We start from the raw sequence: 12,381 nt of genomic DNA, 5'->3' as shown, positions 1-12,381 counted from the left end.
ACGCGGGGCAGCCCGTGCGTGTCGGCCCCTACCGGCCGGCCCTCTGCTGAGGTGCCCCGTCCGCCGACACCGCCCGGCCGCGATACGGCCATGACGTGCCGGTGCGGGTGCCGGTGCGGGGTACGGACGGACTTTCGTGGGCGGCACAGCCGGGCGGGGGTCCGAAAACAGGAGGGTGCGGGAATCAGCACGGCGCCGGGAGCACGTACACGCCGTCCACCGTGCGCGGCACGCCCAGCGGGTTGCCGTCGCGCAGTTCCGCGGGCAGCAGTTCCTGCGGGGTGTTCTGGTAGCAGACCGGGCGCAGCCAGCGTTCGGTCGCGGTGGCGCCGACCGACGTCGAGGTGCTGGTCGAGGCCGGGTACGGGCCGCCGTGGTGCATGGCGGGGGCGACGGTGACGCCGGTGGGCCAGCCGTCGACGACGACCCGCCCGGCCAGCTGGGTCAGCCGGGCCACCAGGTCCGCGGCTGCCGCGTCCCGCTCGTCGGCCGCGAAGTGCACGGTCGCGGTGAGATTGCCCGTCAACGTGCCGAGCACGGCGTCCCGTTCGGCTTCGCAGCCGTAGCGGACCAGTACGGTGACCGGCCCGAAGCACTCGTCGAGCAGCGCGCGGTGCACCTCGCCGACGGCCAGCCGGCCGGCGGGGACGGACAGTATCCCCGGGCGCACCGACAGTGGCGCGTCCGCTGCGTCCGCCGCGCCTGCGGCCAGGACTTCCTCGACGCCGGGCAGCGCCGCGCGGGCGCGCGTCCCGGCCAGGAACGCCTCGCGCATGCGCGGGTCGAGCAGCGGCCCGGACGGTACCCGCGCCGTGACGGCGGCTGCCACGACCGCGTCGCCGTCCGCGCCCGCCGGGAGCAGGACGAGTCCCGGTTTGACGCAGAACTGGCCCAGCCCCTGGGTGTAGGCGGCGGCCAGTCCGGTGCCGATCTCGGCGGCGCGGGTGGCGGCGGCACGGGCGGTGACCACGACGGGGTTGAGGCTGCCGAGTTCGCCGTGGAAGGGGATGGGCCGGGGGCGGGCGGAGGCGATGTCGAAGAGGGCCCGGCCGCCGCGCACCGAGCCGGTGAAGCCGACGGCCGCGGTGAGCGGGTGACGGACGAGCGCGACACCCGCTTCGAGGCCGTGGACGACGGCCGTCACGTCCCCGGGCAGGCCGGCCTGGGCCGCCGCGGTGCGCAGCGCCCGCGCGCACAGGACGCCGGTGCGCGGGTGGTCGGGGTGCGCCTTGACGACGACGGGGCAGCCGGCGGCCAGCGCGCTGGCGGTGTCACCGCCGGGAACGCTGAACGCCAGCGGGAAGTTGCTCGCGGCGAAGACCGCGACCACGCCGAGCGGTACCTTGCAGCGGCGCAGGTCCGGGCGGGGCGCGGGCCGGGCGTCCGGGTCCGCGTGGTCGATGATCACCTCCAGGTGGCGTCCGCTCTCGGCGAGGTCGGCGAAGGTACGCAACTGGTGGCAGGTGCGGGCGAGTTCACCGGTGAGCCGGACGTGGCCCAGCGCCGTCTCGGCGTCGGCGGCGGCGATGATCTCCGCGCCGTCCTTCTCCAGCGACGCGGCTGCGGCACGCAGCAGTCCGGCCCGCGCCCGGTGGTCGGCCAGGGCGGTGCGGGTCGCATGGGCGGCCCGCACCGCCCTGTCCACGTCGGCGGCCGTGGCCTCGGTTGCCGCGGGTCCGCGGGACCCGCCCGTGCGCGGGTCGATGCTCAGCACTTCGGTCACCGGGTCACGCACCGTCCTGGTTCGTCGGTTCTTCGTCGTCCGGCCGGGGATTCACGGGCATCTGATCTGCTGTCATGGCCTCGGCCAAGGCGGCGAGTTCGCCGAGACGCACCGGGACCGCCGGGGTGCGGCCGGAGAGCGGGCGCAGGTCGTCCGCGGTGGCCGTGCGGCCGGAGAGGCAGGCGGCGATGCCCGCCGTCGCGTATCCGCAGATCCTGCCCTGGCACCAGCCCATGCCGGGACGCGCCAGCATCTTCAGGGTGCGCGCGTCGGTCGCGCCCAGGTCGTCGTGGGCGTGGCACAGGTCGCCGTAAGTGACCTCCTCGCAGCGGCACACCACGGTCGAGTCCGGCAGCCACCTCGGCCAGCCGTCCGGCACGGGGTAGGTGCGGTGCATGGCGGCGGCGAACCGCCGCGCCCGCCGGATGCGGCCCTGGACGCGGCGGATCACGGCCACCTGGCCTGCCGCCCCGGCCGGGTCCGGGGTCCGGTCCGCGCCCGCGCCCGCGCCCGCCGTCGTACCGGAGCGGCTGCGGCTGCGGCTGCGGCCGAGCGAGGCGGCCAGGGCGAGGGCGCTCAGCCGGCCCTCGCTGACGGACAGGGCGGCGCCGCCCACGCCGGTGGCCTCACCGGCCACGTACACGCCGTCGACGCTGCTGCGCTGCCACGCGTCGACCGTCACGACGAGCGACCCGTCGAGGTCCTGCCGGGTCGCCGCGCCGAGCATGAGCGGGAGTTCGAGCGAGGGGGTGAATCCCCAGCCTAGGGCCACCAGGTCGGCGGCGAGCTCCCGTTCGGGTCCGGTCGGCCGTCCCCGGCGGTCCAGCCTCGCGATCCGCACGGCCTCGACCCTGCCGTCGCCGAGTATCGCGCGGACGACGGTCCTGGTCCGGTACGGGACGCGGTGCCGGGCGAGCGTCGCGGCGTACCGCGCGGCCTCGATCCCCTTGCCGGGCGCGGAGATCGTGCCGACCGGGTCACGCAGCCAGCCGAGTGTGGCGTTGGCCTCGACGACCGCGGGGATCCGGGCGCCGGCGCGGGCGAGACCGGCGGCCACCGGCAGCAGGAAGGGGCCGGTGCCGCCGACGACGGCGCGTCGCCCGGCGAGCGTGCGGTGGCCCTTGAGCAGTGCCTGGACACCGCCCGCGGCCATGACTCCGGGCAACTCCCATCCGGGAACCGGAAGTTGCCGGTCGTATCCACCGGGGCACAGGATCAGCGCGCGGGCCGCGACGGGCTCGGGGGCGGCGGGGCCCGGGTCCGCGACCGGCACGGTGGGCGTGACACGCAGGGTGAACCTTCTGTCGCCGTCCCGGGTGGCGAGCCACACCTGGTGGCCCGGCAGGTAGCGGACACGCCCGGCGGCGCTCAGGGCGTACAGCCGGTCGCGCAGGCCGGTGAAGGCAGACCGCCCGTGGTGGCCGCGGAGGTCCTCCGGACGGCTGTGGTCCTCGTCGAAGTGCCGCCAGAACTGGCCGCCGGGCTGTCCGGCGGCGTCCACCAGGGCCACGTCGAGCCCCGCCTCCGCCGCTTCGACGGCAGCCGCGAGGCCGGCCGGACCGGCCCCGACCACGGCCACGTCATGAAGATGCGCCATCGCCGTCCTCCTCTGTGTGCCGTACGGCCTCTGTGTGCCGCGCGTGGGCGGGCTCCGGATCGCCGTCGTCCCGCGGTGTCTCCCCCGGCTCCGTCGCTTCGGCGCTCTCCAGCGCGTCGCCCAGCCGCATGCCGTCCGCGGCGGGGACCAGGCAGGCGCGCTCGGCGCGCGCGCCGTCGATGGTGATCAGGCAGTCGAAGCAGACGCCGATGCCGCAGAACAGGCCGCGCGGCCGGCCCTTCCCGCGGGTGGTGCGCCAGTCGGTGATCCCGGCGGCGACCAGGGCCGCGGCGATGCTCTGACCGGGCTGCGCGGGGACCTCGATACCGCGGAAGGTCATCCTGTGGGTCACGGGGAAACTCCCTCGGCGACGTCCTCGTGCCGTTCGGGGAAGCGGTCGGGGGCGAACGGCGCCAGGTCGAGGTCCGGCTGCCCGCCGGTCAGGGCCTGGACGATCAACTTGCCGGTACCGGCGGCCAGTCCGATGCCGGCGCCCTCGTGGCCGCAGGCGTGCCAGAGGCCGGGGGCCCGCGGGTCGGCACCGATGACGGGCAGGTGGTCGGGGCAGTACGGGCGGAAGCCGTGGTAGGCGCGTATCAGCCGCACCTGCCGCAGCATCGGGAACAGCGCGACGGCCTTGGCCGCGAGGGTGCTGATGGCCGGTACGGACACCGTGCGGTCGAAGCCGACCCGCTCGCGGGAGGCGCCGATGAGGACGGTCCCGCTGTCGGTGCCCTCCACCACGGGCGAGGTCTGGAGGGCCGCGTCGGAGCTGGCGACGTCGCCGACGTACTCGGCGGCGTACACCTTGTGCCGGACGGTGCGCGGCGGCAGGGGTTCGGTGACGAGCACGAAGCCGCGCCGGGGGCGGACCGGGACGGAGACCCGGGCCAGGGCCGCCACTTCGCCGGCCCAGGTGCCCGCCGCGTTGAGCACGGCGCCCGCGGGGATGTCGCCCGCACTGGTGCGGACCCCGGTGACCCGGTCCCCGCTGCGCAGGAAGCCGGTCACCTCGGTCCCGGTGCGCACGTGCGCGCCCCTGTCCCGGGCGAGGCGCAGCAGGTGAGCGACCGCCAGCATCGGCTGCACCTGTGCGTCCTGCGGGTAGAACGCGGCCCCGGCCAGGTCCTTCGCCAGGTGCGGCTCGTGGTCGTGCAGCCGGTCCTGTCCTACGTCCTGGACCTCGACCCCGCTCGCGCGCTGGTGGACGCTCAGCTCCCGCAGCGTGGCAAGGCTCCGCGCGCTCGCGGCGACGACGAGGCCGCCCTTGGACTCGAACTCCCAGCGGCCCGCGTGCTCGGCGAGGTCCTGGCGCCAGACGGCCTGCGAGTACAGCGCGAGGTCGAGTTCGGGGCCGGCCTCCTTGTCGGACACCAGCAGGTTGCCCTCCCCCGCGCTGGATGTGCCACCGGCAAGGGCGCCGCGCTCGACGACGACCACCCGGCGGCCCGCGAGCGCCGCGAAGTAGGCGGCGGCCGCACCGATGACGCCCGCCCCGACGATCACCAGATCGGCGCTCCGGCTGCGCGCGGTCCCCGGGCCGGCGCCGAGCGGTACGGTGCTCACGGCTCCTCCGCGCCGCTTGCGCGCCGGCCACGGGCGTGGCCGGTGTGATGGTGCGGCTGTTTCCCGGCGGTCCGCGGGGCACGGCGCTCGCCGAGGTCCGTCGGCTCCTGCTGTCCGGCTGCCGGACGGCCCGGCGGCCGGGGCGGGGTGGGCAGGGGGGACACGGCATCCCCCGGTGGCCGGTCGCCGCTGTGGCCGGGCCGGGCCGGGGGAAGGGCGTGGTCCGCGCAGGCGCGGCCGGTCAGGCCGCCGAGTCCGGCCGCGTCCGCGAAGGCGTGCGCCGGTTCCCGGACGGATGCGGCTCCCGGCGCGGTCCGGACGCGCTCGCGCGGCGTCGCCCGCCGGTCCCGGCTCTGCGGACGGGCGGTCGAGGGCGCGTTCACAGCAGGAATCCCGCGGGGAAGGGGTCGCTCGGGTCGAGGTGGAACTGGGAGGTCCCGGTGATCCAGGCGCGGCCGGTGAGGGAGGGCAGCACCGCGGCATACGGGCCCACGGTGGTCTCGCCGAGAAGGCGTCCGGTGAAGCGGGTGCCGATGAAGGACTCGTTCACGAACTCCTGTCCGACGGCGAGTTCACCGCGAGCGTGGAGCTGCGCCATCCGCGCGCTGGTGCCGGTGCCGCACGGCGAGCGGTCGAACCACCCCGGGTGGATGGCCATGGCGTGCCGCGACAACCGGGCGGTCGACCCGGGGGCCTTGAGGTAGACGTGGTGGCAGCCGGCGATGTCGTCGCGCTCGGGGTGGACGGGCGGATCGGCGGCGTTCACGGCGTCCATCACCGCGAGGCCCGCGGACAGCAGGTCTCCGGCCCGGGACCGGTCGAACGGCAGCCCGAGGTCGGCGAGTTCGACGATGGCGTAGAAGTTGCCGCCGAAGGCGAGGTCGTAGCGCACCGCGCCGTACCCGGGCACCTCGACGGTGGCGTCCAGGGTATGGGCGTAGGACGGCACGTTGGCGAGGGTGACGGAGGTGGCCGCGCCGTCCTCGACCGCCACCTCGGCGACGACGAGTCCGGCGGGGGTGTCCAGCCGGATGGTGGTGACCGGCTCGGTGACCGGGACCATCCCGGTCTCGACCAGGACGGTGGCGACGCCGATCGTGCCGTGGCCGCACATCGGCAGCAGGCCGGACACCTCGATGAACAGCACGCCGAAGTCCGCGTCGGGGCGGGTCGGTGGCTGGAGGACGGCGCCGCTCATCGCGCTGTGCCCGCGGGGCTCGTACATCAGCAGTGTGCGGACGTCGTCGCTGTTCTCCATGAACCAGCGCCTGCGCTCGGCCATCGTGGCGCCGGGGACGGTGCCCACGCCGCCGACGACGACCCGTGTCGGCATGCCCTCGGTGTGCGAGTCGACGGCGTGGAAGGTGCGGCGGGACCTCACTTGTAGCCCTTGGCGAGGACCGCCTCGGTGTCGGCGGTGATGCGGGCCGTCTGTTCGGGCGGCAGCGGCAGCCGGGGCGGCCGGCAGGGTCCGCCCCTGAGCCCGGCGATGTCCATCGACAGTTTGATGGACTGCACGAACTCGGTCCTGGAGTCCCAGCGCAGCAGCGGGTGCAGGTCGCGGTAGACCGGCAGCGCGCGGGCCAGGTCGGCCGGGTCGCCGGAGGTGGCCAGCCGGTACAGCTCGACGGTGCTGCGCGGGATCACGTTCGGGTAGCCGGCGATCCAGCCGACGGCGCCCGCCATGCCGAGTTCGAGCAGGACGTCGTCGGCGCCGACGAGGAGGTCCAGGTCCGGCGCCAGCTCGCTGATCTGGTAGGCCCGGCGGACGTCGCCGGTGAACTCCTTGACGCCGACGATCGTGCCCTCCGCGAAGAGTTCGGCGAGCAGTTCGGGGGTGAGGTCGACCTTGGTGTCGATCGGGTTGTTGTAGGCCACGACCGGCAGCCCGACCCTGGCGACCTCGCGGTAGTGCTCCACGACCGCCGCCCGCTGTGCCGGGTAGGCGTTGGGCGGCAGCAGCAGCAGCGAGGTGGCACCGGCCTCGGCGGCCTGCTCGGCCCAGCGGCGGGCCTCCAGGGCACCGTACGCGGCGACGCCCGGCATCACGCCGAAGCCGTCGGGGGCGGCCTGGACGGCGGTCTCGACGACGCGGGCGCGCTCCTCGGCGGTCAGCGTCTGGTATTCGCCCAGCGAGCCGTTGGGCGTCACGCCGTCGCAGCCGCCGGCGGCCAGGAAGCGGACGTGCTCGGCGAAGGCGTCGTGGTCGACCGACAGGTCGTCGCGGAACGGCAGGGCCGTGGCGACGTGGACTCCGTGCCAGGGCCTCGCGGAGTTGGTCATGCGGCAGCTCCTTGACTCGTGGGAACGAAAGAGTATCAGTGCAATGTCACACGTACAATGTCACAGGCCGATAGAGGGAGAAGCCCACCGGGTCCGGGTCACCGGCCGGCCATCCACTTCTCCAGGCCGTCGGCGTCCAGCGGCAGCGCGCGGGACAGCACGTCGGAACCCTCGGCGGTGATCAGGATGTCGTCCTCGATGCGCACGCCGATCCCGCGCAGCTCCGGCGGCACCGTCAGGTCGTGGGCGTGGAAGTAGAGCCCCGGCTCGACGGTGAGCGCCATCCCCTCCCCCATCGCGGCATCGTGGTACGCCTCCGGGGCGGCCCGCGCGCAGTCGTGCACGTCGAGGCCGAGGTGGTGGCCGATGCCGCAGATCAGGTAACGGCGGTGCTGCTGGCCGGCGTCGGACAGGGCCTCGTCCACCGAGACCGGCAGCAGGCCCCAGTCGTCGAGCCCGTGCGCGATCACCTCCATGGCGGCGTGGTGGAACTCGCTGAAGCGGCGCCCGGGGCCGACGGCCGCGAGTCCCGCCCGGTGTGCCTTCTCCACCAGGTCGTGCACCTGGCGCTGAGCGGCGGAGAACCGCCCCGAGGCCGGGAAGGTGCGGGTGACGTCGGCGGTGTAGTGGCTGGCGACCTCCACTCCCATGTCGAGCAGCAGCAACTCCTCCGGGAGCACCGGTCCGTCGCAGCGCACCCAGTGCAGGGTGGGCGCATGCCTGCCGCTGCCGACGATCGACGCGTAGCCGGGGCCGTTGCCGTACGCGCGGGCGTACCGGTCGAAGGTGCCCTGAAGCCACCGCTCGCCGCGTCCGGCGATCGCGGCCGGTATCTCCCGGACGACCTCCGCGAACCCCTCGACGGTGCGGTCCACCGCTTGCCTCAACTGGCCGGTCTCCCAGGCGTCCTTGTACATCCGCAGGGACGCCAGGGCGCGGGCGGCCTCCGGGTCGGGCCGCACCTCCTCGCGCAACTCCGCCAGCGGGCGCACCTCGATGCCGAGCGCCCGTGCCCAGTCCCCGGGCCCCGGCGCGGCACCCACCCACAGCTCGCCGTACCGGGCGTCGGACCAGAAGCCCGGCTCGCCCGGGTGGGCCGGCGGCGGGATGTGGAGCACGGCACCGCCGTCGCGCACCACGACGACGGCGTTCTCGACCGCGCAGCCGGTCAGCCAGTAGAAGTCGCTGTCCGGGCGGAAGTCGTACGCGGTGTCGTTGCTGCGGACCGGCGCCTCGCCCGCGGCGACCACGACCGTCCGGCCGGGCAGTGCCTCGGCGAGCCTGGCGCGGTGGGCGGCCGCGGCCTCGGCGGCGCCGGGCACCACCGGGGGCGTGCGGTCCGGGGTGTCCCACCGCGTGCCCATGTAGGCGTTGAACGCCGGTATCCCGGTCAGTTTCGGGGGTCTGTCCTTGCTCACCGGTGGTTCCTCCTCCTGTGTCGCACACCGGGTGCCCCAGCCGGGTGAACACCCGCTCGTCGCCGATGCCGTTGTGCTCGTACTCGTCGGTGGCCGGTCACGGTCGTACGGCGGCGGCCGACGGCACAACTTCCCTGCGCCCTTCAGTAATATGTGGCATTGCACTGACCATAAGGCCTCGGCTCGATGCACAGCAATGAGGTCACCGCGACTGTCCCGGGGCCGGAGCCGGAGCCCCGGCAACGAGGCATCCTCCACAGGTCCTTCACACCTCCTCCCGCCTGCACCGACATCCCCGAAGACCGCGGACCGGACGTAAAATCGCCACACTCCAGAGAGACCTGGGACGGGTGCTGATGGAACTCGAACTGCGACACCTGCGGATGCTGTGCACGATCGCCGACACGATGAGCCTGGGCCGGACGGCCACCGTCCTGGGGTGCTCGCAGCCCGCGGTCAGCAGTCAGCTGAAGCGCATCGAGCGGCTCATGGGCGAGGACCTGTTCGTCCGGGGCAGCGCGGGGGTGACACCGACGCGCTTCGGGGTCGAGGTGGTGGTGCAGGCCCGCGAGGTGGTGGCGCTGGCGAACGGGATCGGGCGCCGGTCCACCGCGGGCCGCCGCGGGACCGATCGGGTCCTGCGGGTGGCTGCGACGAACACGCCCATCCTGCCGGGGCTCCTCCAGCGGGCGCGCGCCGTCCTGCCGGCGCTGACCACGCAGGTGAGCAGCGTCTATTCCTCGGCCGAGATCATCAGGCTGCTGGAGGACGACAAGCTGGACATCGCCGTCGCGGTCGACTATCCCGGACGGGAGCTGGGGCATTCGGATGCCCTGGTGCGCCGCGGCATCGTCACCGAGCCCAGCTTCGTGGCCCTGCCCGCCGCCCATCCGGCGAGCGGGCGGCTGGACGTGCCGCTGCTCGAACTGGCGGGGGACGCCTGGTTCCTGACGCCCGACGACGGTGCGGGCTGGCCCGGTGTCTGCTACGACGCCTTCCAGGCGGCCGGTTTCACACCCGCCACCGTGCACGAGTATCTCGGTGACCGGGACCAGTTGCAGCGGATGATCGCCGACGGGCTGGGGATATCCGTCGTCCAGGCGACGTGCCGGCCGAACCCGGGTGTGGTCGTCAGGGCGCTGGCCGGCACACCGCTGTGGTGCCGCTATGTACTGGTCTGGCACCGGGAGCGGGTGTCCGACGAGGTCACGGAGACGCTCTTCGGCGCGGCCCTGGCCGCCTACGAGGAACTCATCGGCCGGGCACCGCACTTCCGGACGTGGGCCGCCCGCCATTACCGGACCCCGCAGCGGTAGGCGCACGGGGTACGGCGTCGGCACCTGCCGAGGGCCGTGGCCCGGTCGACCGGAGTCGACCGGGCCACGGCCCTTCGGGTCATTCGGCAGTGCCGCCCGGGGAGATCAGAACGACGTGGTGACGGTGACCCCGCTGAAGTCGGTCACGGCGTACAGGCTGATGTACCGGTAACCCGCCTCGGGGTTGCTGACGGTGATGCTCTCGGTGGTGCCGGAGCCGGTGGACTTCTCGGTGTAGGCGGACGGACCGGCCCATGTCGTCGGGTTGTAGTAGAGGTCGGCGTTGCCGCTGCCGCCGCTGGTGGTGACCTTCAGGGTGGTGGTGCCGGCCGGCAGCCAGACCCACAGGTAGTCGGTGTCTCCGGCGACCCGGGACTGGTCCGGCCGGAAGCAGTTCTGCCCCATCGCCTGGGTGTTGGTGTCGGTGCAGGCCGTGGCCGAGCCGTCGTTGCCGCCGTCACCGCCCAGGGTGTCGAGCCAGGCGTCGAAGTCGGCGTCGTAGCCGGTGCCGATGGAGTTGTAGACGGCGTAGGCACCCTGGTAGTCGCCCGTCCGCATCTTGGCCAGCATGGCCTGGATCCGGTCCGGGTGCTTCTCGGTCATGTACCGGACGGCCAGGTAGCCCCACGGGTAGGTGCGCGTCTCGTCGTCGATGGCGTAGGTGTTCTGGAAGAGCTGGCTGAGCTTGTAGGTGTGCTTGGCCGCCTCGGTCAGCGCGCCGTCGTCGGCGAGCTTGCGGTAGGAGTAGGAGACGTACTCCGCCTGGCCCTCGATCCACCAGACGTCCGGGACGGTGATCTGGGCGCCGAAGTCGCCCTTCATGTCGTAGATGGACTGCTGGACGTGCGCGAACTCATGGTTGAGGTTCCACGCGCGGGCCGGGAAGCCGTTGTCGGTCGGCCACTGGTAGAGGATGGAGTAGGCGATGTTGCCGGGGTCGGTCGGCGTGCCGGTCAGTGTCTCGCCGCCGTTGTCGGTGTCATTGCCGAAGATCGCCCACGAGTAGGTCACGTAGTCGGCCCGGCTCCCGAAGATGACCATCTTCACGTCGAAGTACTCACCGGGGATCGGCGTGGTGGTCCCGACCTGGTTCTGGTAGAACGCGACCTCCTTCGACAGGCTCGTGCAGACGTCGGTCTGCTCCGTCGCCGTCAGTGCCTGCGCCAGGACGGTGAAGTCGCCGCAGGCGTTGTCGATCGGCAGCGCGGCGGCCATGAGCTGCTTCGGCAGGTCGCAGACGCCGTAGTAGGAGCACTGGCCCGGGTCCCCGGTGCTCGCCCGGTAGGCGACGTGCACCCACAGACCGGCCGTGGCGCCGGTGATGGACGAGCCGTCCAGCAGACCCTTGACGAGCGGGCGGACCTTGCTCCGCAGGGCCGGTATCTGGAGGAAGTTGGCCAGGTCGTTGCCCGCGTTCGAGTCGAGGACGTCGTTGTCCCCGCCCAGCAGGTCGCGGTGGTCGAGGGTGAAGTGATGGAGGGTGTCGGTGATACCGGGATCCGCGGTCACCGCGGTGACGAAGTCCGGCATCCCCGGACCGCGCCACAGCGGGGTGTAGATCGCGTTCAGCGCCCGGTCCATCTCCGGGACGGCGTCCCACGAAGCGCTGCTGTAGGCGTTGAGGTAGCGGCTGTAGACGTCCAGGTAGTCGGCCTGCACCTGGGCGCTGTCGGTGAGGACGAACGCCTGCTCCAGCACAGCGCCGTTGCCCGCGCTGATGTCGTTCGCGTGGCTGCCGGCGAACAGCGTGTCGAACCCCTTCTCGATGGCTCCGCGGAGCGAGGAGTCATAGGTGCCGACGTCCTGGGGGTCCCCGTACTGCACGTAGTAGCCGGCGCGCATGAAATACATCAGCTCGTACAGGCCGCCGGAGTCGTCACCGGTGTAGGACCTCGCCGCGTCGGCGACGCCGTTCGCCACCGCGAGCATCTGGGACTGCTTGAACACGGCGTGCGCGTCCGGACCGGTCAGGCTGAACAGCGGGTTGATGCAGGAACTCCAGTCGACCGTCTTGATGTACGCCACCAGGTCGCCGCCGGACCGGCCCGAGAAGTCGGACGTGGTGCACGAGGCAGTGGCGGGCCGGGGGGAGCCGGCCGCTTCGGATGCCGCGTGCGCCGGGAGCCGCGGCTCGGACGGCTTGGCCGAACCCAGGTCCGCCGGCTGCCCGCGCAGTTTCGCGGGCAGTGGCTCGGCCCTCGTGGCGGCGGCCTGGGACCGGACGGTCTCGGCTCCGGCCGGTGTGGCCTTCCCGTGCTGTTCGGCGGCCCGCACGACCGCGGCGGGTGTCTGCGCGGCCGCTGCTGAGGCATGCCTCATGTCGCTGGTGGCCGCCGCCTGAGTGCTCATCAGGCCGGCGACGAGCCCTCCGGCCGCCAGACCGGCGGCCAGAACTCTGGGCAGGATGGATCGACAGTGCATCGCGTCTCCAGTGGGGGGAGCGAAGGGAAGCCGCCCGGGGAGACGGGCAGCGATATG

9 protein-coding genes are annotated in these 12,381 nt (G+C 73.4%); 1 reads left to right on the top strand and 8 read right to left on the bottom strand.

Going from position 1 to position 12,381, the window contains the following annotated elements; genetic code table 11:
- Positions 1-184: 184 nt before the first annotated feature.
- From B086_RS0107560 to B086_RS0107525, 7 genes are all read right to left on the bottom strand, one after another.
- Positions 185-1,714: an aldehyde dehydrogenase family protein gene (locus tag B086_RS0107560; RefSeq protein ID WP_026252203.1), complete on the bottom strand. Its 1,530-nt coding sequence runs from the start codon at positions 1,712-1,714 to the stop codon at positions 185-187.
- Positions 1,715-1,727: 13 nt separating this feature from the next.
- Positions 1,728-3,320 (bottom strand): FAD-dependent oxidoreductase, encoded by a 1,593-nt coding sequence (locus B086_RS46065; RefSeq protein ID WP_106436034.1) that lies wholly within the window; start codon positions 3,318-3,320, stop codon positions 1,728-1,730.
- Entirely contained in the window at positions 3,304-3,672 is a 369-nt protein-coding gene (locus B086_RS39375; RefSeq protein WP_018565799.1) for a (2Fe-2S)-binding protein, read from the bottom strand. Before B086_RS39375 ends, B086_RS46065 begins: the two co-directional genes overlap by 17 nt.
- Positions 3,669-4,886: an NAD(P)/FAD-dependent oxidoreductase gene (locus tag B086_RS0107545; RefSeq protein ID WP_018565798.1), complete on the bottom strand. Its 1,218-nt coding sequence runs from the start codon at positions 4,884-4,886 to the stop codon at positions 3,669-3,671. Before B086_RS0107545 ends, B086_RS39375 begins: the two co-directional genes overlap by 4 nt.
- Before the next feature lie 379 nt (positions 4,887-5,265).
- Positions 5,266-6,267: a proline racemase family protein gene (locus B086_RS0107535; RefSeq protein ID WP_018565796.1), complete on the bottom strand. Its 1,002-nt coding sequence runs from the start codon at positions 6,265-6,267 to the stop codon at positions 5,266-5,268.
- Positions 6,264-7,169 carry a dihydrodipicolinate synthase family protein gene (locus tag B086_RS0107530; protein ID WP_018565795.1) on the bottom strand — a complete coding sequence of 302 codons (906 nt, stop codon included), beginning with the start codon at positions 7,167-7,169 and terminating at the stop codon, positions 6,264-6,266. Before B086_RS0107530 ends, B086_RS0107535 begins: the two co-directional genes overlap by 4 nt.
- 98 nt (positions 7,170-7,267) lie before the next feature.
- The gene (locus tag B086_RS0107525) at positions 7,268-8,587 is read right to left on the bottom strand and encodes an aminopeptidase P family protein (RefSeq protein WP_018565794.1); all 1,320 of its coding nucleotides are present in this window, start codon (positions 8,585-8,587) and stop codon (positions 7,268-7,270) included.
- A gap of 356 nt (positions 8,588-8,943) precedes the next feature.
- Between B086_RS0107525 and B086_RS0107520 the strand changes: the two genes are divergently transcribed.
- Positions 8,944-9,903: a LysR family transcriptional regulator gene (locus B086_RS0107520; protein ID WP_026252202.1), complete on the top strand. Its 960-nt coding sequence runs from the start codon at positions 8,944-8,946 to the stop codon at positions 9,901-9,903.
- 105 nt (positions 9,904-10,008) lie between these two features.
- Here the strand turns inward: B086_RS0107520 and B086_RS0107515 are convergent, their stop codons facing one another.
- Positions 10,009-12,324: a M9 family metallopeptidase gene (locus B086_RS0107515; RefSeq protein ID WP_026252201.1), complete on the bottom strand. Its 2,316-nt coding sequence runs from the start codon at positions 12,322-12,324 to the stop codon at positions 10,009-10,011.
- Between the last annotated feature and the right edge of the window lie 57 nt (positions 12,325-12,381).

The sequence above is a fragment of the Streptomyces sp. PsTaAH-124 genome (assembly GCF_000373685.1).
Taxonomy (GTDB): domain Bacteria; phylum Actinomycetota; class Actinomycetes; order Streptomycetales; family Streptomycetaceae; genus Streptomyces; species Streptomyces andamanensis.
Note: the sequence above shows the minus strand (reverse complement) of the source record. Positions and strands in the feature narration are given on the sequence as shown.

What these genes read in the sequence shown, in the direction of transcription:
- B086_RS46065 (WP_106436034.1), bottom strand. Translation starts at nt 3,320, where the DNA reads ATGGCGCATCTTCATGACGTGGCCGTGGTCGGGGCCGGTCCGGCCGGC.
- B086_RS0107530 (WP_018565795.1), bottom strand. Translation starts at nt 7,169, where the DNA reads ATGACCAACTCCGCGAGGCCCTGGCACGGAGTCCACGTCGCCACGGCC.
- B086_RS0107520 (WP_026252202.1), top strand. Translation starts at nt 8,944, where the DNA reads ATGGAACTCGAACTGCGACACCTGCGGATGCTGTGCACGATCGCCGAC.
- B086_RS0107515 (WP_026252201.1), bottom strand. Translation starts at nt 12,324, where the DNA reads ATGCACTGTCGATCCATCCTGCCCAGAGTTCTGGCCGCCGGTCTGGCG.